The sequence below is a fragment of the Nocardia africana NBRC 100379 genome, from assembly GCF_001612635.1.
Classification (GTDB): Bacteria; Actinomycetota; Actinomycetes; order Mycobacteriales; family Mycobacteriaceae; genus Nocardia; species Nocardia africana.
On the sequence record NZ_BDAV01000006.1, the window covers coordinates 518,490 to 538,619 of the forward strand.

The 20,130-nt window shown below is 69.4% G+C and carries 19 protein-coding genes; 11 read left to right on the top strand and 8 right to left on the bottom strand.

Features of this window, described 5'->3' with window-relative positions; genetic code table 11:
- Nucleotides 1-124 precede the first annotated feature (124 nt).
- The 3 genes from NA3_RS10630 (at nt 125) to lhgD (ending at nt 3,006) form a co-directional block, all read left to right on the top strand.
- On the top strand, nt 125-823 hold the full coding sequence (locus NA3_RS10630; RefSeq protein WP_062963353.1) for a DUF8020 domain-containing protein: 699 nt from the start codon (nt 125-127) through the stop codon (nt 821-823).
- Nucleotides 824-1,027: 204 nt separating this feature from the next.
- Nucleotides 1,028-1,690, top strand: a complete 663-nt coding sequence (locus NA3_RS10635) for a YcnI family copper-binding membrane protein (protein ID WP_062963354.1) — start codon at nt 1,028-1,030, stop codon at nt 1,688-1,690.
- A 107-nt stretch (nt 1,691-1,797) separates the two neighbouring features.
- Nucleotides 1,798-3,006, top strand: a complete 1,209-nt coding sequence (lhgD, locus tag NA3_RS10640; protein WP_062963614.1) for an L-2-hydroxyglutarate dehydrogenase — start codon at nt 1,798-1,800, stop codon at nt 3,004-3,006.
- 4 nt (nt 3,007-3,010) lie between these two features.
- Here lhgD and NA3_RS10645 read toward each other — a convergent pair whose 3' ends face one another.
- On the bottom strand, nt 3,011-3,268 hold the full coding sequence (locus tag NA3_RS10645; protein ID WP_062963355.1) for a hypothetical protein: 258 nt from the start codon (nt 3,266-3,268) through the stop codon (nt 3,011-3,013).
- A gap of 12 nt (nt 3,269-3,280) precedes the next feature.
- Nucleotides 3,281-5,002, bottom strand: coding sequence for a sodium:solute symporter family protein (locus NA3_RS10650; RefSeq protein ID WP_265337393.1), 1,722 nt, complete (start codon nt 5,000-5,002; stop codon nt 3,281-3,283).
- 201 nt (nt 5,003-5,203) lie between these two features.
- Between NA3_RS10650 and NA3_RS10655 the strand changes: the two genes are divergently transcribed.
- Genes NA3_RS10655 through NA3_RS10665 form a run of 3 tightly spaced genes read left to right on the top strand, consistent with a single transcriptional unit; the run spans nt 5,204 to nt 7,889 of the window.
- Nucleotides 5,204-5,752, top strand: a complete 549-nt coding sequence (locus NA3_RS10655; protein WP_227995344.1) for a pyruvoyl-dependent arginine decarboxylase — start codon at nt 5,204-5,206, stop codon at nt 5,750-5,752.
- A complete protein-coding gene (locus NA3_RS10660; RefSeq protein ID WP_084491424.1) occupies nt 5,749-6,348 on the top strand; it encodes a hypothetical protein in 600 nt (199 codons plus the stop codon). Before NA3_RS10655 ends, NA3_RS10660 begins: the two co-directional genes overlap by 4 nt.
- Complete coding sequence (locus NA3_RS10665) at nt 6,348-7,889, top strand: GGDEF domain-containing protein (protein WP_062963357.1); 1,542 nt, start codon at nt 6,348-6,350, stop codon at nt 7,887-7,889. Before NA3_RS10660 ends, NA3_RS10665 begins: the two co-directional genes overlap by 1 nt.
- 7 nt (nt 7,890-7,896) lie before the next feature.
- Here NA3_RS10665 and NA3_RS10670 read toward each other — a convergent pair whose 3' ends face one another.
- The 3 genes from NA3_RS10670 to NA3_RS39015 all read right to left on the bottom strand — a co-directional run bounded on the left by NA3_RS10670 (nt 7,897) and on the right by NA3_RS39015 (nt 10,071).
- Nucleotides 7,897-8,787: a TIGR03619 family F420-dependent LLM class oxidoreductase gene (locus NA3_RS10670; RefSeq protein WP_062963358.1), complete on the bottom strand. Its 891-nt coding sequence runs from the start codon at nt 8,785-8,787 to the stop codon at nt 7,897-7,899.
- A gap of 16 nt (nt 8,788-8,803) precedes the next feature.
- On the bottom strand, nt 8,804-9,181 hold the full coding sequence (locus tag NA3_RS10675) for a MerR family transcriptional regulator (RefSeq protein WP_062963359.1): 378 nt from the start codon (nt 9,179-9,181) through the stop codon (nt 8,804-8,806).
- A 119-nt stretch (nt 9,182-9,300) separates the two neighbouring features.
- Nucleotides 9,301-10,071 carry a DUF6319 family protein gene (locus tag NA3_RS39015; protein ID WP_062963617.1) on the bottom strand — a complete coding sequence of 257 codons (771 nt, stop codon included), beginning with the start codon at nt 10,069-10,071 and terminating at the stop codon, nt 9,301-9,303.
- A gap of 406 nt (nt 10,072-10,477) precedes the next feature.
- Here NA3_RS39015 and NA3_RS37635 point away from each other — a divergent pair, with 406 nt between their 5' ends.
- The 3 genes from NA3_RS37635 (at nt 10,478) to NA3_RS10695 (ending at nt 13,512) form a co-directional block, all read left to right on the top strand.
- On the top strand, nt 10,478-11,263 hold the full coding sequence (locus NA3_RS37635; RefSeq protein ID WP_062963360.1) for a maleylpyruvate isomerase N-terminal domain-containing protein: 786 nt from the start codon (nt 10,478-10,480) through the stop codon (nt 11,261-11,263).
- A 118-nt stretch (nt 11,264-11,381) separates the two neighbouring features.
- Nucleotides 11,382-12,185: an SAM-dependent methyltransferase gene (locus NA3_RS10690; protein WP_084491426.1), complete on the top strand. Its 804-nt coding sequence runs from the start codon at nt 11,382-11,384 to the stop codon at nt 12,183-12,185.
- 31 nt (nt 12,186-12,216) lie between these two features.
- Entirely contained in the window at nt 12,217-13,512 is a 1,296-nt protein-coding gene (locus NA3_RS10695) for a sensor domain-containing diguanylate cyclase (RefSeq protein WP_062963361.1), read from the top strand.
- On the opposite strand, the gene NA3_RS10700 is transcribed toward NA3_RS10695, so the two are convergent.
- The gene (locus NA3_RS10700) at nt 13,506-13,946 is read right to left on the bottom strand and encodes a MerR family transcriptional regulator (protein ID WP_062963362.1); all 441 of its coding nucleotides are present in this window, start codon (nt 13,944-13,946) and stop codon (nt 13,506-13,508) included. The genes NA3_RS10695 and NA3_RS10700 overlap by 7 nt on opposite strands.
- A 107-nt stretch (nt 13,947-14,053) precedes the next feature.
- Here NA3_RS10700 and NA3_RS10705 point away from each other — a divergent pair, with 107 nt between their 5' ends.
- Complete coding sequence (locus tag NA3_RS10705) at nt 14,054-15,010, top strand: MBL fold metallo-hydrolase (RefSeq protein ID WP_062963363.1); 957 nt, start codon at nt 14,054-14,056, stop codon at nt 15,008-15,010.
- A gap of 111 nt (nt 15,011-15,121) precedes the next feature.
- Nucleotides 15,122-16,246 (top strand): aminotransferase class V-fold PLP-dependent enzyme, encoded by a 1,125-nt coding sequence (locus NA3_RS10710; RefSeq protein WP_063917406.1) that lies wholly within the window; start codon nt 15,122-15,124, stop codon nt 16,244-16,246.
- On the opposite strand, the gene NA3_RS10715 is transcribed toward NA3_RS10710, so the two are convergent.
- Together NA3_RS10715 and NA3_RS10720 are read right to left on the bottom strand one after the other, a co-directional pair.
- Nucleotides 16,208-18,703 (bottom strand): ATP-binding protein, encoded by a 2,496-nt coding sequence (locus tag NA3_RS10715; RefSeq protein ID WP_062963364.1) that lies wholly within the window; start codon nt 18,701-18,703, stop codon nt 16,208-16,210. The two genes, NA3_RS10710 and NA3_RS10715, sit on opposite strands and share 39 nt — an antisense overlap.
- Nucleotides 18,700-20,070 (bottom strand): LuxR C-terminal-related transcriptional regulator, encoded by a 1,371-nt coding sequence (locus tag NA3_RS10720; protein WP_062963365.1) that lies wholly within the window; start codon nt 20,068-20,070, stop codon nt 18,700-18,702. The genes NA3_RS10715 and NA3_RS10720 overlap by 4 nt, the downstream gene beginning before the upstream one ends.
- Between the last annotated feature and the right edge of the window lie 60 nt (nt 20,071-20,130).

Here is a 20,130-nt window from a genome sequence, read left to right on the forward strand (position 1 = left end):
GCGCCGTACCTCCAGCGGACACACCGTCTTCGGTCGTCCGGGGCTGCCTCATGCCCGCATTCGGCGCAGTCGGCACACCTACAGCAACTCTCACTGACCTGATATCACAAAGGGATTCATCACCATGGGAATCAAGAACATCGCCGCCACCGCCGCCCTCGTCGCCGCCGCCCTGGGCCTGAGCACGGCCACCGTCGGCGCCACCCCCACCGACGCGGGCGCGGTCGGCTTCCAGGCGACCACCACGCCGACCGGCACCGTCATCTCCACCGATGCCGGATCGCTGTCGGCCGACAACGGCGTCTTCACCGTCAAGGCGGCCGACGGCACCGTGCTGGCCGGCACGCAGCTGTCGTTCCGGGTCGACGACTTCGTCTTCCCGATCGAGGCGCAGATCCACGACCGCACCGCGACCCTGACTCCGAAGTTCGATCTCGCGCACGCGGCCTATCAGCCGGTCGCCATGCCGTTCGAGGACAGTGCGCCGTGGAAGACTCCCTACGACCGCGAGCAGGCCGCGTGGAGCCGGATGACCAGCACGCTCAGCGCGGGCGCCTCGATCGGCACCCTGGTGGGCGGCATCGGCGGCGCCGGAATCGGCTGCGTCCTGGGCGGAATCGCGGGCGCGACCATCGCGGCGGCCACCATCGTCGGCATGTTCGGCCCGTTCGTTCCGGCCGCGGTGGTGGGTTGCCTCGGCGGCATCGTGGCCATCGGCGCGCTGGGCACTCTCGCGGGTCAGTTGCTGGTCACCGCCCCGGTCGCGGTCCTGGCCGCGGCCCAGTACTTCACCACGGTGAACTCTCCGTTCCCCGCGAAGTGAGGTAGCGAGACCGTGCGACGCCCGCACCCCGATCTCCGGTGATCTGCCGGACATCGGGGTGCGGGCTGTCCGCCGACAGGCGAACGGCGAAGGTGCCCAGCGCAATCCGCAGGGATCGGCACCGGCACCGCCCTTCCGGGATATCGTGCAGACGATCGGCACAGGTTGTCTCCGCTTCCCCTTTCGCGAAGGAGTGACCGCGTTATGAACGAATCCCGGCTCCACCGCACCGCATGCGCCGGCATCGCCGCCGCGGTGGTGTCGGTGCTCGCCGCCGCCCCCGCATCGGCCCACGTCACCGTCTCCGGTCCGGACGCGGCGCGCGGCGGTTCGGCCGTGCTGACCTTCCGGGTCCCCAATGAATCGGCCACCGGTAGCGCTACCACCGAGCTGAGCGTGCAGCTTCCGGCCCTGACCGAAGCCGAAACCGAACCGGTGCCGGGCTGGAAGACCAAGGTCATCCGCGACGACAAGCACAGGGTCGTCGCCGTCACCTGGATGGCGGACCCCGGCAGCGGTATCCAGGCCGGGCAGTTCGAACAGTTCGCCGTGCTGGCCGACGGGCTGCCGGATGCCGACACCGTCACCCTGCCCGCCACCCAGAGCTATGCCGACGGCCGGGTCGTGACATGGGACCAACCCTCCTCCGGGGACACCGAACCCGAATTCCCCGCTCCCACATTGCTATTGGCGCCGGCACACGCGGGCGGGGCGCACAACCACGGCGACGTCCACGCCGCGGCCTCGGCCGAGGAACACGACACCGACACCACGGCTCGATGGCTGGGCAGTATCGGCATCGTGCTCGGCGCACTGGGTGTCCTCGCCGCGGCCACGAGGTTCACGCGAAACCGGTCTCGACGGTAGCCGGACCACCGCGGTGTTCGGCCCGCCGCGGACACGCGATCGCCGGAGACCGCCCGTAGATTGACCACGAGCACAATGGCCGATCTCGGGCGAGAGTGGGAGTGAGCGTGCCGGAGCAGACCGTCGGCATCATCGGCGCCGGCATCATCGGACTCGCGATCGGCCGGGAACTCGTCCGCCGCCGGCCCGGCATCCGGGTCGTCGTCGTGGACAAGGAGGACCGCGTCGCGGCCCACCAGACCGGGCACAACTCCGGCGTCGTCCATGCCGGAATCTATTACGAGCCCGGCTCGCTGAAGGCCACCCTCTGCGCCCGCGGACGGCAGCTGCTGCGCGACTACTGCGCCGAGAAGCGGCTGCCCTACGACGAGGTCGGCAAACTGGTCGTCGCCGTCACCCCGGGCGACGTGGTGCGGATGGACGCGCTGGCCGAACGGGCGGGCAGCAACGGCGTGCCGGGACTGCGGCGCATCGACGCCGGCGAGATCCGGGAGATCGAACCGCATGCGACGGGTCTGGCCGCGCTGCATTCGCCGCACACCGCCATCACCGACTACCCCCGGATCGCCGCCGCCTTCGCCGACGAGATCACCGCCGCCGGCGGGGAGATCCGGTTGTCGTTCCCGGTCACCGACGTCACGCGCGCCCCGGACGGCATCCGCGTCAGTTCGGACGCCGCAGCGATCGTGGTGGATCGGCTCATCGTGTGCGCGGGCCTGCACAGCGATACCGTGGCCGGACTGGCCGGTGATGTGCCGGGCCCCAGGATCGTCCCGTTCCGGGGCGAGTACATGCTGGTCCGGCCGGAGAAGAAGGAGCTGGTGCGCGGACTGATCTATCCGGTGCCCGATCCGCGGTATCCCTTTCTCGGCGTGCACTTCACCCGCCGGGTGAACGGGGAGGTCGAGGTGGGGCCGAACGCGGTGCTCGCCTTCGCCCGGGAGGGATACCGCCGGTCCGCGGTCTCCGCGCGGGACCTGCGCGACCTCGCGGCCTGGCCCGGGTCCTGGCGAATGGCACGCCGGCACTGGCGCACCGGGGTGCGTGAGGTCCACGGCTCGCTGTCGGCGCGAGCGTATATGCGAGCGGCGCAACGGTACATCCCGGATATCGGCGTGCACGATGTGTTCCGGGCCGGTTCGGGTGTGCGGGCGCAGGCCGTCGATGCCGGCGGGGACCTCGTCGACGATTTCCGCATCCACCGCCTCGGCCCGATCACCGCGGTCCGCAACGCGCCCTCCCCCGCGGCCACCTCGAGTATGGCCATCGCCGAGCACGTGCTCGACGTGCTCGAGCACGAGGGCGAATACCGTTGAGCCGCTAGTGTTCCGCCGAGTCGCCGGGTGTGCCGGACGGCTCCGGTTCGGCTTCGGTGAGTTCCCGCACCGGGCGTAGTACCACCCACAGCAGGAACGCCGCCGCCGCGACGAGCATCCCGATCCCGGCCCAGAGGTTGATGTTCCAGCCGCCCGTGCGCACCCGATCGGCCGCGGTGTCGTGGACGAGCGCGGTGACGACGAGGATCAGTCCGTAGCACCCGAGCAGGGAGCCGACGATGGTGCGAATATCGAAAAGCATGGCGTCACTTCCTCATCCGACGAAGATGTTCAGCGCGATCACGATGACCAGGGCGATGCCGGCGAGCAGCACCGGTCGCTGATACCACGGCAGCGTCGCGGCATCGGGATCGCTGAGCTGGGCCTTCGGCGTCTCCGAATACACCAGCCCGACGAGTTCGGCGTCGGGTTTCGGCGCGGTCCACATACTCACCGCGATACTGAGCACCATATCGACCACGAAGGCCACACCGGCGGCGACGAAACTCGAGCCCTGCCCCGACAGATGGAACACCCCGGCCTTGTTCAGGATGAAAACGACCACCGCGCTGAGCGTTCCGAACACCAGACCCACCCAGCCGGCGGTCGGGGTCATCCGCTTCCAGAACATGCCGAGGATGAAGGTCGCGAACAACGGCGCGTTGAAGAACGAGAACAGCGTCTGCAGGTAGTCCATCATGTTCGAGAAGCTGCCCGCGATGAACGCCGTGCCGATCGCGATGGCCGTGGCGCCGATGGTGGCGAGGCGGCCGACAGTCAGGTAGTAACCGTCGGGCTTGTCCTTGATCACGTACTGCTGCCACAGGTCGTAGCTGAAGACGGTGTTGAACGCGGAGATGTTGGCCGCCATTCCGGCCATGAACGCCGCGAGCAGTCCCGCCAGCCCGACGCCCAGAAGTCCGTTCGGCAGAACCTCTTTCATCAGATAGAGCAGCGACTGGTTGTACGTCGCGTCACCGTGGCCGGTGTTCTTCAACTCGGCGATCTGCGGGATCAGCAGCGCGGCGACCATGCCGGGGATGACGACGATGAAGGGGATGAACATCTTCGGATAGGCGCCGATGATCGGGGTGCGCCGCGCGGCCGAGATCGAATGCGTCGCCAGCGCGCGCTGCACCTCGACGAAATTCGTTGTCCAGTACCCGAAGGACAACACGAAGCCCAGGCCGAGCACGATGCCCGTCACCGACAGCACGCTGCTCGAGAAACCGCTGAGCTCGTGGCCCGGCCAGGAATGCCACTGTTCGGCGCCGTCGGGCCGGGCGCTCACCTGGTCCTTCAAACCGCTCACACCGCCGACGCGATGCAGCCCGACCAGGGTGAGCGGCAGGAGCGCCGCGACGATGACGAAGAACTGGAGGACCTCGTTGTAGATCGCCGCCGACAGGCCGCCGAGGGTGATGTAGGACAACACGATCAACGCCGCCACGATCACCGACACCCAGAGCGGCCAGCCCAGCAGCACGTTGACGATCGAACCCAGCAGATAGAGGTTCACCCCGGCGATCAGCACCTGGGCGAGCGCGAAACTGATCGCGTTCACCAGATGCGCGCCGGTGCCGAAGCGGCGCCGCATGAACTCCGGGACGCTGCGCACCTTGGAGCCGTAGTAGAACGGCATCATCACCACGCCGAGGAACAGCATGGCCGGCACCGCGCCGATCCAGAAGTAGTGCATGGTCGGCATGCCGTATTCGGCGCCGTTGGCCGACATACCCATGATCTCGACCGCACCGAGATTCGCGGAGATGAAGGCCAGACCGGTGACCCAGGCCGGCAGTGAACGACCCGACAAGAAGAAATCGATACTCGAGGAGACCCGTGCGCGGGCCATCAGTCCGATGCCGAGGACGAAGACGAAATACACGGCGACCAAGGCGTAATCGACGGGTGCGGCATCGAGCCGGAGCTGATCCGAACCCAGCACCGCCGCCGCTGAATCGAGCCGGTGCGGTAGCTGAGCTAGAGGCTGCATACGGATCTCCTGTCGGAAAGACCAGCGGTCGACCGGGTCACGATGTGCCCGGATCGTAGCGCGCCCCAGTGCATCTCCGGGGCCAGTCCGCCGCCCGCGCGGCGCGCGCCGGGCCGATCTGCCACTCTTCGAAGGAAGAATTTAGAGAAACACCGCCCTGCAAAATGCCACACTGGTGAGCCCCGGGAAGGATCGAACACGATGCTCACAACTCACACTTCGCTCGACCCGCTCGGCCGCCGTGATCGCGATCGCGAGGGCTCCGCGACGCTGACCATCGAGATCGGCACGGCGACGGGAACGGGCGCTACCGAGGTGGCAGCCTTCGACGCGGCCCTGTGCGAACTCGGTGTGGGAGAGGCGAATCTGATCCGATTATCCTCGGTGATCCCGCCCCGGGCGCAGCTGCGACGGACGGCGCGGGTGCGCCAGCGAATCGGCTGGGGCGATCGTCTCTACTGCGTCTACGCCCTCGGGCACGCGCGGTCCCCCGGTTCCACCGCCGCCGCCGGGATCGGCTGGACGCTGTGCGCGGACGGCTCCGGCGCGGGCCTGTTCGTCGAACACGCCGCCGAAACGACCGAGCAGGTCGACGATCTCATCCACGCCAGCCTCGCCGATATGACCGCCGCGCGGCCGGGGCGCTTCGGCCCGGTCCACACCGCCACCGTCGCGGCGCGCGCCGACGGCCGCGACACGTGCGCGCTGGTGCTGGCCGCGTACCGGGCCAGCGGCTGGGATCGTCCGTGAGCGATGCCCTCGGCACCGGGGCGTCGTGGCCGGGCATCGAGATCACCATCGAGGCGGCGATCGCGGACGCCGAGATCGACCTCTTCCACGACCTCTACGAGCAGGCCTTCGGACCGCTGCGAACGCGCGCGGTCGCCCGGCAGGTGCTGCATCGCAACGAGTTCCGCGCGGAGATGACCGACACCCGGGTCGACAAGATCGTGGCCCGCACACCGGGCGGCGAACCGGTCGGGCTCACCACGTTGACGCGACATCTGGACACCGTGCCGTGGATCAGTCCGGAGTATTTTGCGACACGGTTTCCGCAACACGCCGAGCGCGATGCGATTTACTATGCAGGTTTCACCCTTGTTACCCCAACTGCGCGACACGGGGTGGCTTTTCATGCCATGATCAGTACAGTTGTCCAGATCCTGGCGGCAGATGGTGGGGTCGTCGGCTGGGACATCTGCTCGTACAACAATTCTCAATTCTCGTTTGCCGACGCACTGCGCAGTGCGATCGGTGAACAGGCGAACGTAGAAGTCGCGATCGAGGATTCACAAACCTACTACGCGGCTCGGTTCCCGAACGACGACGCGGAGCAGGGGGGCTGATGACATCCGGCACACAGCACCACCACACCGACCGCATCCGGCCGTTACGCACCTGGCCGCCGGAAAATCTCTGGCGCACAACACTATCGGTCCCCGTCGTGTTGATCGTGGTGCTCCTGGCGATCGCCGAATCACCGGCGCTGTCGCTGACCGCGGTGCTCGGTGTCGTCGTCGCGACGCTGACCATGATCGGGACGGGAGTGCGCCGGCATCGGCCGCCCGCACCGGCGGCCTGGTATCTGCTCGCCCTCTCCGGCGTCTTGTTCGCCGCCGGAACAGTGCTGCGCGATTTCACCGGCAGCGGCTTCCCGCCGTACGACGATCTGGCGACGCTGGCCGGCTACGGCGGCGTCGGCGTCGCCGCCTTCCTCTGGTTGTGGCCGCGGCGCGCCAGCTGTCAGCGCGACCTGGTGCTGGATTCCGGCTTGATCGCGCTCGGCGCCCTGCTCGCCTCGTGGACCTTCCTCATCTCCCCGGTGCTGCACAACACCCGGCAGTGGGACGCCTCGGCTTTGATCATGCCGATCTATCCGGTGATCGACGCCTTGCTGCTGACGCTGGTCACCCACTCCGTGGTCACGTCGTCGCGCTCGGAGACCTCGTTGCGGCTGGTACACGTCGGCCTGCTGGCGATCCTTTTGGCCGACCTCGGCTACAACCTGCAGTCCGCCGGCTCCGTGCATCTCGACGCACGTGTCCTGTTGACGCCGCTGCTCGTCGCCTACGCGATGGTCGGGCTGGCGGCGCTGCATCCGACCATGGTCACCCTCGGCGGCGCCCGGCGGGTGCATCCGCACCAGTCCCGGCAGCGCGCCAGCGTGATCGCGGTGACGCTGGTGGTCGCCTCGCTGGTGCCGACCGTCGGCGCGCGGGTCGGCACGGTGGACCGGGTGGTGGTGTCCGCCTTGCTCGCCACGCTGCTGGTGGGGGTCCTGGTGCGCAGCGAGCGCGCGATCGTGCGCAGTGCGCGCAGCGAACGCCGGGCCCAATACCAGGCCGACCACGATATGCTCACCGGCCTGCTCAACCGGTCGGCGTTGCTGCGCGCCCCGGCGCGCAATCGCGAACTGTGGGCCGGTCGCCCGATCTGCCTGCTGTTTCTCGATCTGGACGGCTTCAAAACCATCAACGACAGCTACGGCCACGCGGTCGGCGACGAACTGATCGCCAATGCCGCCGCCCGCATCCGCCGCGTCATTCACCGCGACGACGTCGCGGCCCGCTACGGCGGCGACGAATTCGTGGTGCTGGCCGGGGCCAACCGCGCCGAGGCGGCGGTGCTGGCCGAGAAACTGCTGGCCGCCTTCGGCAAACCCTTCGAACTGTCGGTCACCGAGGTGACCATCGGCGCGAGCATCGGCATCGCCTGCAGCGGTCCGCGCAGCACCGATGCCACCATCTACGACCTACTGCGCGAAGCGGATTCGGCCATGTACCACGCCAAGGACTATTCGCTCGGCTGCGCCTTCCACGACGACCTGCGTCACCTCCCCCAGGCCGAGAGCCGGCGGCGAGTGCGCCGGCACGAACCGGCCGTGTGAGGAGGCGTCACATCGCGGGCAGCCGGTCGCTGCCCGCGCTCTCGGATGCGAGCGCGAAACGTTCGGCGAATTCCGACATCTGATCATGCTGCCGGGCGGGTTCGGCTCCGGCGAATCCGACGACGAGGCGATGCACCCCGTGTTCGGCGAGTTGTCCGGCACGGTCGACGGAGATATCGGCCGACCCCCATCGCGTGTATTCGAGAGGCGCGCGGTCGCGGCCCGCCTCGACGGCGGCGTCGCGGGCCAGCGCGAACTGCCGGTCGCGCTCGGCTTCGGTCAGCATGCCGCCCGCGAAGTAGCCGTCGCCGCGCCGCCCGGCACGACGGGCGGCCGCCGCGCTGGAACCTCCGACGTGGATCGGAAGTTCGCTCACACCGTGCGGTTTGGGGTAGCTGCACAGATCGTCGAAAGCGAAGAACTCACCACGGTGGCTGACACCCTCCGCGCCGCCCGACCACAGCAACCGCAGCACGTCGATCGCCTCGTCGGCGCGGCGGCCGCGGGTGCCGTAGTCGACCCCGAGCGCCCGCGCCTCCCCCGGCAGACTGCCGAGGCCGACGGTGAGCAGCCGCATCCGGCCGCCGGACAGCACATCGATCGTCGCCAGCCGCTTGGCCAGCACGACCGGATGACGGTAGGGCAGTAACAGCACACCCGTACCGAGCAGAATGCGCCGGGTGACGGCCGCGACGAAACTCAGGCAATCGAGCGGATCGAAATACGGCAGGGTGGGCGGCAATTCGCCCGCGCCGTAGTCCGCTCCCGGATACAACGCGATGTGATCCTGTACGTACAGCCCCTCGAATCCACAGTCCTCGGCATGCCGGGCGAAGGCAACGAGCCGATCGGGATCGGTGCCGTTGAATGCCGTGCTGTAGCTGACCGCGAAACGCATCCGGAAACCCTCCGAGTTAGCAGGTGAACGCACACTTCGGCGGCGGTCCGGTGACAGCGTCGATCCGGTCCGTCAGATGCCGGCGTGCGGCGCCGAGTCGCGCGATCGCGTCGTCGATCTCGGCCAATTTGCGACGCAGTGACTCGACCGATTCCGGGCATTCGTCACCCGACCCGTTGCCACCCCGCAGACAGGTGACGAACGGTTGTGTGTCGGCCAGATCGAATCCCAGCTCCAGCAGATCCCGGATCTTGCGTACGACGTCCACCTCGTGTTCGTCGTAGACGCGGTAGCCGTTCGCCGACCGCCGGGAACGGACCAGCCCCTGCTGCTCGTAGTACCGCAGCATCCGGGCGCTCGTTCCCACTCGCTCGGCCAGTTCTCCGATCAGCATGAATTCCCTCTCGCCACTGCAGCCGCCACGCTAAACGTTGTCATCGGTGTCAACGCAAGGCCGCGGCCGGGTATTCGGAGGGAGCCGTGTATGCGAGTGAATCGCGGCGTGCGGCCCGGCTAGCCGGACAGCTCGTCGAGCAGGCGCCGGGCCTGTTCGAGCTCGGCCTGGAGTTGTTCGACCTTGGCGCGCTGGGAGTTTCGAACCGCGTCGAGGACGGAGTCCACCACCTCGGCGACCTCGGGGTGCAGCAGATTCGCCGCTTGGGCCACCGCGGCACCGGCCACGGACAGCCCCTTGATGGTGCGCTTCTTGCCGTGCACCACATCGACGGTCCATTCACCGTCGGCGGTGCCGGACAGGGTGACCGTCACCTCGGGAGCCTTGGTCTTGCGGGCGGCGGCGGCCGGCTTCTCGCGCGGCGTGCGGGCGGGCGTGGCGGCGGGTTTGGCGGCCGGTTTCGGCTCCGAAGCAGGTTGCGGCGCGGGCGCTTTCGACGCCGCGGCGGGCACCGCTGCCGGAGTGGGCGGCGCGGAGGGCGCGGTCACAGACGACGACATGCTCACTGCGGTGTCCTTCCTCGTTGCCGGCGGCGTGGCGCCGGTGGTCTCGGATGTGGTGGTGCGCTTGTCCTTGCGGGCGGGTTTGGCCAATGTCACCTCGGTCGGCGAGAACGACATGACGTCCTTCGATCCGGTCGGGCGGATCTGCAGGAAATCGCCGTCGGCCGGATCGCCGAGTGCGATCACCTTGCCCGAACGCCCCTCGGATACTCCCACTGCCGCCGGAGTGAACCACACCATGGGTGGCCGGCCGTCGGCGAGCTCGGCCGCTATCTGTCGAATCTCGGTGTCGGACAACGGTTGCGGTTTCGTTCGTGGGGACGACATGGTGTACTCCGGGCGGGCTCGTAGACATCTGCGTGCCAAGAGCATGCCCCATGGCACCGACAAGTCCACATCGTGCACGGCGCCGAGGTTCCGGCGAACCCATCGGCAACAGCACAGCGAACCGGCCGATCCGCGGGCGGCGAACTCGGCCGCGCGCACCACGCGGCATGCGGAATCATCGATGGCCGCCGGTTGGTCCTCGGACGAGACCACTGCAATGTTTCGGCGAACAGCTCGGACGGGCCCTTCTCCAGCGCACCCGGGCGGGCGCGGGCGACGAGGGCGCCGCAGTGTGTGCCGAGGCGCCGGTCCGGGGCCGGCATCGGCGCGCGCTCTGGCTCCCGGCGACCACGAACCGGTAGCGTGCGCTGTTCATGAGGAGTTCGGTGGTCGTCGAGGTCTGCCGATGAGTTCGCGATACCTGCCCGGCCTGAGTGACGAGCGCCGCGCGGTGATCGAATTCTGCGGGGAGCTGAACGAGGAGCAGTGGGCCGCGCCCAGCGCGGCCGCCGGATGGTCGGTGGCCGAGGTCGTCATCCACATGACGACCGGCGTGCGCGCCCTGCTCACCCCCAGTGCCGCCGCCATCGTGGCCACCCGCGACCTGGAGCGCCTCAACGAACAGCTGGTGGACGAAAAACGTTCGCACACAACGCGTCACGTCCTACCGGAATTCGACACCTGGTCGCGGCGCGGGGTGCGGGCGCTGTCGGTGTTCACCGCGGCGGGGATCCGGCGCATGCAGCTCCCGATCGGTGAGCTGGGCTGGTACCGGCTGGATCTGATTCCGGCGATGCTCCTCTTCGACTGGCACACGCATCTGCGCCACGACATCGCGCCCGCGCTCGACCTCCCCCCGCCACCCACCGACGCGCTGCGCATGAACGCCATCCTGACCTGGCTCACCGTACTGCTGGAACGCTCTCATCGCGAGGCGCTGAGCTGGCTCGATGCCCCGGTGGCGCTGACCTTCACCGGGCCCGGCGGCGGTACCTGGCGGATCGAGCCGCGGGGAGGGCGACTGCGGGTGCGCCCCGGCCAGGCCGCCGGGGCCGCCGCCCATATCGCCGCGCTGGCGCTGGAGTTTCCGCAGTGGGGCACCCGGCGGTTGCCGTGGCGGGCGGGCGCGGTCGCGATCACCGGGGACGCCGAGCTGGGGGCGCGCGTCCTCGACTCGATCAATCTGGTCTGAGCTGCCGACGCGTGGCCGCGGACCGGGCACGCGTGGGCGTACAGTTGGGCTTCGACAAGATCGGCTCCGAGCCTTCCGGTCCGGCGAGCCGATTCTCGATCGGCAAGAGGGGATTCGAGTGGACAGGCCAGCATGGGCTCCCGAGGGCGTGGATATGCAACGGCCCAGCCCGGCCCGGATGTACGACGCGCTCCTGGGCGGCTCCCACAACTTCGAAGTGGATCGGCAGGCCGCGGCGGAGGGGCGCAAACTGGTGCCGGATCTGCCGCGGCTGGCATTGAGCAACCGTGCTTTCCTGCGCCGAGCGGTCCGGTTCATGATCGACTCCGGGATCCGGCAGTTCCTGGACATCGGATCGGGTATTCCCACTGCCGGGAACGTGCATGAGGTCGCGCACGACATCGATCCCACGATCCGGGTGCTCTACGCCGACATCGACCCGGTCGCGGTCACCCATGCGGCCACCATCCTGCACGGCAACGACCGTGCCGACGCCATCGAGGCCGATCTGCGCAAGCCGGAGGAACTGCTCGCCCGCGCCCGCGCGACCGGCCTGATCGACTTCGATCGTCCCGTCGGACTGCTGCTGGTCGCCGTGCTGCACCTGCTGCAGGACGAGGAACGTCCGCGCGAGCAGGTCGCCGCGCTGCGGGACGCCGTGGTGCCGGGAAGTTATATCGCGATCTCCCATTTGTCCTCGGCACACCGGCCCGAGGCGGCTGCTCGCATCCACGAGGAATCGACCAGCGGCGTCGGCATCCGTTTTCGCGACCGCGCCGCCATCGTCGACATGTTCACCGGCTGGGAACCGGTCGAACCGGGGGTTGTCGAACTACCCCTGTGGCGCCCGGAATCCGAGCGTGACCTGCACGAAACACCGGGCCGCTCCCTCGGTCTGGCCGGCGTGGGGCGCAAGGCGTGACGGGGTCCACGGGATAGGCAGGGGTCGCAGGGTGGGTTCGCAGGAGTTGGCGGCGCGGTGGGCCGACGCACTCGACGGCGTGGTCGCGCCGACGCTGACGCGAACCGAGATCGAAACCCTGCTCACCGGCCTGTGTGAGGAACTGCTGGGCACACTGCGCGGCACCGTCGGCATCGAGGCGGCCCGGCTCGCCGCCTCCTCGCTGGTCGCCGCGAATTATCGCGACGATGCGGCGGTGAGCCGATCGGTCGCGGTGATCTGCCGCGATATGGTCGCCGAGATCTGCCCGGACCCCGCAGACCCCGGCTATGAGACCGTGCGCGACCGCGCCGTCACCGTGGCCGGGGAGTTCGCCGCCGGCTTCACAGCGGCACTGCGCGGCGCCGCGCTGGCCGAACAGGAGACCACGCTCAGCGCGGCCTTGGCCGCGGTCCGCGAGGAACAGGCGCGGCGGCAACTGTCGGAGGCCCGGTTCGGTGCCATCTTCGCCGGCGCCTCGGTGGGCATCGGCACCATCGACGCCGCGACCGGCAGGGTCCGCGACGTGAACGCCGCGTTCGCCGAGATGCTCGGTGTGCCGATCGACCTGATCATCGGCCGGTCGGTGGCGGCGGTGCTGGGCGAGGAGAACATCGGTGAGGCCTACACCCAGTTCCAGCAGTTGCTGAGCGGCGCCTCGGACCGGTTCCGGATGGAGACCTCGCTCACCCGGGCCGACGGTCACCATTCCGATATCGACCTGTCCATGTCGGTGGTGCGGGACGCGCGCGGCAACGTGCGATTCCTGATCGGGGTGGCCGTCGACATCACGGAGCGCAAGGCGCTGGCCGACCGGCTCTGGCACGAAGCCCATCACGACGATCTGACCGGGCTCGCCAATCGGCTGCTGTTCTTCGACCGGCTGGCGCAGGCCGAGCCGCCGATCGGACTGTGCTACCTCGACCTGGACGGGTTCAAGGAGATCAACGACGATTACGGGCACACCGTCGGTGATCGCGTGTTGCGCACGGTCGCCGAACGCCTGGGGGCGGCAGCAGAGCCGGATGGGCTGGCCGCGCGCATCGGGGGCGACGAGTTCATCGTCCTGATCGAGCGGTGTGCGGGCGAGGCACAACTGGTCGACATGTCGTCGCGGGTGCTGGCCGCACTCGGCGAACCGGTCGTGGTGGCCGGTGGCTCGATCACGGTGGGCGCGTCGATCGGAACCGCGCTGGTCACCCGGCAGCCCGAGGCGGTCGACGATCTCATGCACGCCGTCGATACCGCGATGTACCGCAACAAGACCGCGCGGCAACGGCCCGGCAGCCGGTCACGCCTGCCTCAGTGAGCCGGCAGCGGTGAGTGGGCTCGATCCGCGAATTCGTGGAGGTCGCGTTCGTCGCCGTACTCGGCCAGGAAACCGGAGCAGTCGGGACATTCGGCGAGGATCGGATGCCGGCAGTCGAGAATGTGGGCGAGGAAACGATCGGTGGCCTCGAACAGGTCGATGCGGCGCCGCAGCTGTGCCCGCTCGTCGGCGATCAGGGCCAGCCGTTCGTCACGTCCGGCGATGCCGAGTTCCCGGATCCTGCGCAGCGACAACCCGGTGCGCTGCAGAGTGCGGATCAGCCGTGCGCGGTCGAGGGTCTGTTCGTCGTAGGCGCGATGCCCGGAGGGACTGCGGGCCGGATGCAGCAGCCCGACCGATTCCCAGTGGCGCAGCACATGCGCCTCGACCCCGACCACCACGGCGGCGTCGCCGATCCTCAGTCCGTCGTCCATCGCCGGCCTCAACCCCTTTACTTCATGTCGACCTCGAGTTTTATCGTGCCACGAAACGTGGCGACGATCCCGTCGTTCGCGGCCCCTCCACAGAACGGACGATTGACATGCCGGATCCGGTGAAGACACCGAGTGTGCTCGAATGCTGCGCTGCCGCAGTGGGTTCCGTGCGCGGGCTGATGCTGCCCCGCCGTCTCGACCGGCGCTTGCTGGCCTCGATTCCCGACGCCGGGCTGCCCGAACCCCAGGGCGTCGTCTCGGTGCGCGCACTGCCGCAGGTGCCGCGGTCGGTGCCGACGCCGGCGGTCGTCGAGGGAACGTTCACCCCGCGCCGCATCGACAACGCGCTGACCGCCTTCGTCGTCGAACATCCGCGGGCCCGGTTCGTGGTCGATCCCGGCGTCTGCTTGGATGCCGAACGGCGCGCGATCGCGCAGCTCCCGGCGGTCCTGCGGGTCGCGGTGCGGCCACCGGCCGCCACCGTGGCGACCGTCGACTCGCTGCGGGAACACGATCCGCGACCGCTGGATTTCGCGCTGCCCACGCATGCGCATTGGGATCATGTCTCCGGTCTGCTGGATCTGCCCGGACTTCCCGTGCACATGCATCGCGTCGAGCAGCGGTGGGTCATGACGGGTCCGGTCGCGCCGGTCGGCGGCGTCCGCGATGCGCTGCGGGAACGGCCGGTGGTCGAATACGACCTCGACGGACCGCCGGTGCTGACCTTCACCGCGAGCCACGATCTGTTCGGCGACGGGACCGTGGTACTGGTCGATCTGGCCGGGCACACGCCGGGCAGTATCGGCGTGCTCGCGCATACGCGGCGCGGCTGGGTGTTGCTCGCCGGGGATGCCGCCTGGCATCACCTGCAGATCGAGAAGGTCCGCCAGAAGGCCAGTTACCCAGGCGGTTTGGCGGACGACGACCGCGAACTGACCTTCCGCACCCTGCACCGGCTGCACCTGGCGCGCACGACGGTGACGGTGGTGCCGACCCACGACCACGCGGCCGCCCAGCGGTTGCGGGCCGAGGGCGAGACGGCCGGCGCGCCGGACGAGAGCTGAGGTCGGACGTCGCCCGGCCGGTCGTCGCGAGTCCGCACGGCTCCTTCGACCGGTCCAGCGAGGCACGGGTGGCTATGGACCGGCGGGCCACTCGCTGGTGACCATGGGCTCATGACCTCCTCGGCGTATGTTCCCGCTCCGGCCGGCCACGAATTCGCGGTCGAGACCACCTATCTCGACACCGCCTCGTACGGCATCCCACCCGCCCGTGCGTTCACCGCGGTACGCGAGGTGCTCGACGGGTGGGCGCGCGGACATCGCGCACCCTCCGGCTACGACGATCGGGTGGATCGGCTGCGCGCGGCCTATGCCCGCATCCTCGACGGCGCGACGGCAGCCGATGTGGCGATCGGCAATTCGGCCGCCGCTCTCATCGGCCCGGCCGCGGCCGCGCTCGCCCCGGGATCCGAAGTGCTCGTCGCCGCAGGCGATTTCGCTTCCGTACCCAATCCGTTCCGCTACCGCGGGGACCTGCGGGTGCGCACGGTGGAACTGGAGCGACTGGCCGACGAGGTTCGACCGGATACCGCGCTGGTGGCCTGCAGTCTCGTTCAGTCCGCCGACGGCCGGACGGTCGACGCGGCGCGCTTGCGCGAGGCCACCGCGGCGCACGACGCGCTGCTGCTGTTCGACGTCTCGCAGGCCGCGGGCTGGCTGCCGCTGCGATTCGCCGATGCCGACATCTGGGTGTGCGCGAGCTTCAAATGGCTGCTCGGCGCCCGCAGTGTCGGGCTGCTGGCGATCCGGCCGGAGATCGCCGACCGGGTGCGCCCGCATGCGCCGGGCTGGTACGCGGCCGCGGATCGCTGGGCGGAAATGTATGCGCCGCAACGACTCGCCGATACCGCGCGCCGCTTCGACGCCACCCCCGATTGGCTCGGCGTGGTGAGTGCGCTGGCCGGGGCCGAACTGCTGGAAGAGTTGACGATTCCGGCGATCCAGGCGCACGACCTGGCACTGGCCGACCGCTTCCGCGCCGGACTCGCCGATCTCGGCTACACGCCCGTGCCCGGACGAGCGCCGATCGTCTCGATCCCGGGCGCCGCGGCCGCCGCCGACGCTCTGGCCGACGCCCAGGTGGTGACCACGGCCCGAGCGGGTGCGCTGCGGGTGTCGTTTCACGTCCACAACGATTCCGACGACGTGGACCGGGCCTTGAAAGCCTTGGGCGACAACTGGAGTCGACCGAGCGCGGGCTCAGAAGGTTCGGCGCGGGCGTCCCGGCGGCTGCAGTGATTCGGCACGCACGCGATCGCGCAATTCGCCGGGAATGCGGTGGATGATCGCCGAGCGGTCCGCGGCCGCGAGTTTGCGGCGAATGGTCGCGACCTGGGCATCGACCGTCCGGACCGACGTCCCGCGGCGCACCGCGACCGCGCTGTTGGTCCAACCGGCGGCCACCAGTATCGCGATATCGCGCTCGGCGGGGGACAATTCCCGCCACCGCCTGTCGTCCGGGCCGGCGTCGGCGTCGTCGGCGATCTGGAGTTGTCCGAGGAAATACCGCTGCAGCTCGTTCTCCTGCGGCCGCATCCGCGCACCGCGACGCACCGCGGCGGCGTAGCGCTCGGCACCGAGCACCGCGGTCGCGGCCGCACGCGCCGCCGACGATCCCTCCACCACCAGCGGCACCCGGTCCGAGGCGATCCCCATCGAGCGATGCAGTGCGGCGGTACCACCCTGCAGGTGGGCGATCTCCCGCGCGGCCGCGGCGAGCTCGTCCGGGCGCGTGCCGGATTCGAGACGCCGCGACAGGATCGTGGCCAGCGCGACGGTGCAGAAATGGATGATCCAGCCCGCGGTCCAGGTATCTCCGCGATCGAGATGCGCGGCCACCGCCGCCCGGCCCCGGCGCACGGCGTCCGCGGGGTCGCCGTGGCGGATGGTGGCGACCAGTTCCGCGAACTCGGCCCACGAAACCGCCCATGGCGCATCGGTTTTCGCCGCGTCGTGCAGATGGCGGCGCACCACCCGTCCGGCGACCTCCGGGGTCGCCAGGCTGGCTGCCGCGAGCACGGTGAACAGATCGCTGCGCTGGGTGCCGCCGCGATCCCCGACGGCGGCGAACTTCCGCCGGGCGCGCGAGAACACCTCGATCGAGCGCAGGTCCAGGCGAATCAGGAACAGTTCCAGTCCCCAGGTGAATTCGACCTGGGCCGGCAGTCCGATGTCGTCGGCAGTGTGCTCCCGCCATTCCCGGCGCAGCACCGGATCGGTGAGACATTCGGCGGCACATTCGCCGAGGAGCCGGGACGTATAGTCGAATCGTCCCTGCCACACCGCGATCCAGCCGACCAAGGCCTTGGCGGTGATCCGCAGCGACGACAACGCCGGATCGTCGCCGATCACCGCGAGGGCGCGTTCGGTGAGCCCGGTGACCGCGCGGTTGGTGCCGGTGAGGAACGGCACCCGCAACGCCATGACCACGGTCGCGATCTCGAGTCCGATCACGGCCTCGGCCGGATCGGACAGGCTGGTCTCCACCGCGAGCAGCACGTCGTTCCATGCCCCGCGGACCCAGTCGATCCACTCCATCTCGTCCGGGCCGTACCACATCGCCTGTCCGGCAACGACTTTGTCACGAAAGTAGCGGCGATGGCGGGCAGGCATACCGGACGGCGAGGCCGAACCGTCCGGCCGCTCCTGCAACCGAAGGCGGGCGAACGCCCGCACACTCTCGGGCAGGAAATAGCGCACCGAAGTGGCCGTCATGCGTGTCGACACCAGCGACCGTTCGACCAGACGCTCCAGCGTGGCGGCGATGACCGGTTCGGGTAACGCCTCGTCGGCGCAGACCTGCGCCACCGCGCTGTATTCGATTCCGCCGCTGCGGGTTTCCTCGTCACCGGGATCGAATCCGGCCGCGAAGACCGACATCCTTTCCAGCAGCAGGCGTTCGGCGTCGGTGCACAGCCCGTAGGACCAGGCGATCACGTCACCGGCGTTTCGATGACGCTCGTCGGCGCCGGCCCGCACGCCCGACGACCAGCGCATCCACGCCTCGGAGTCGGTGCCGGTGAGATCGCGCAGCACCTCGGCGAGCGGGCGGTAGCGCAGCCGGGCCGCGGCCAGCCGGATGAACAGCGGATTGTTGTCCACCTGCCGGCAGATCCGGGCAGCGAGTTCCAGAGTCGCGGGATCCGCGGCGATCGGCCGGCCGGTCAGTTCCGCGCGCCGCCGGAACAGTTCCACCGCATGGTCTTTGGCGAGTGGCGGGACCGGCACCAACCGCTCGTCGGTCCAGCCGATCGGTTCCCTGCTGGTGGCCACGACGGTGACGTCCGGATTCACGCTCAGCAACTCGACGATCAGCCGCGCCACCGGAGCCAGGACGTGTTCACAGTTGTCGAGGACCAGGATGGTACGAGCGGCGCCGAGCGAGGCGAACGCGTCGAGCAGGCAATCCTCCGCGCTGCGGCCGGTGGTGGCGGTCGGTGCGACGGTTCGCACGATCTCCTCGGCGACCGACTCGACATCGGCGCCGGTTTCCAGCCGCGCCAACCGCACCCACAGCACGTGATCGCGGCCGGGCCGCTGGGATCGGCGCAACGCCTCGGTGGCCAGCGTCGTCTTACCGATTCCCCCCGGCCCGAGCAGAGTGATCAGCCGGGGCCCACCGGGGTCGAGCAGTTCGGCGATGCTGCGCAATTCCGCTGTCCGGCCGACGAATTGGGAGAGCCACGGTGTGGTCACGACCGGGTCTTCTCGCGCCGGGCCCGGGCCTCGCAGCGCATCCGTTCCCGGGCCTCGGCGGGCAGATGCCGGGCGATCTCTCCGCGCGAGGTGATCTGCAACTTCTGCCGGACCATCGCCACCTGGGCGTCGACCGTGCGCACCGAACTGTGGCGGCGCACGGCGATGGCACTGTTGGGCCAGCCCGCGGCCGCCAGCACCGCCACCTCACGTTCCGCGCGCGACAGGCTTTCCCAGCGATCCGACTCCGGGCGCGGCACCGCCACTGTCTCGGCCGGCGGTGGCGCCGCGGCCACACACGGCTGCTGTGGCACGGCCCCCTCGGCGCGGCGCACCTCCAGCCGGCGCAGCTGCAGATGCCGGGCAGCGAGCCGATTGGCCTCGACCGGATCACGCCGGTGCAGTTCGGCGCGCGCGACGAGGCGTACACATTCGGTGAGATACCACCGTGCCGAGGTGCCGGTCAGCCGCACGATCACCAGCGAACGTTCCACCAGCCGGTCCAGCGTCGATTCGATCGACGCTTCCGGCAACGCGTCGTCGGCACAGATCGCCACGATCGCCTCCCGATCGGCTCCGCCACCCGCCGAACCGCCCGGAAAAACCGACATACGTTGCAGCAGAAGGGATTCCGCCGGCGAACAGCGACTGGTGGACCAGGCGATGTTGGCGCCGATATCGCGGTGGCGCGCTTCCACCCCGACCCGGGCACTGTCGGACCACTGCAGGCGGCGGTCGTAGGCATCGCCGCTCACCTCGTGCAGCACGATGGCGGGCGGATGGTGCCGCAACCTGATGGCGGCCAGCCGCAGGCCGAACGGATTGTGGCTCATATGCGCACAGATCCGCCGGAGAATATCGTCGTCCTCGGCGCCGGCCGTGCGGCCGGTGAGTTCCATGCGAATTCGCAGCAGCCGCAACGCCTGTGCGGGATCCAGCGACGGCACCGGAACGAGTTGCTCGTCGATCCAGCCGATCGGCTCGCGGCTGGTGGCCACGACGGTCAGCGCCGGGTCGGCCTCGAGCAGATCCGCGAGCTCGGGCGCGAGGGCGCTCACCAGCCGATCGCAGCTGTCCAGAACCAGTATGTGCGGGGCGCCGTCCGGCCGGGGTGCGAAATCGCGTAGTTCGGCGATCGCGGTGTCGCCGTCCAGTTCCGCGAGCGCCAGCCAGCGCGTGGGCAGGTCGACATCGCGGCGCAGCGTTTCGATGGCCAGCCTGGTCTTGCCGATGCCGCCGGGGCCGGTCAGGGTGATCAGCCGCGCGCCGCGGGCGATCAGCGCGGTTATCCGCTCTCGCTGCGCGCGCCTGCCCACGAACTCACTGCTGGTGGCGGGCAGGACACCGATACGCGATCGCTGGAACATAGTAGGAACAAGTTAGCCCACCGCGCCCCCGTCGCGTGTCCGGATTCGATACCGCGATCT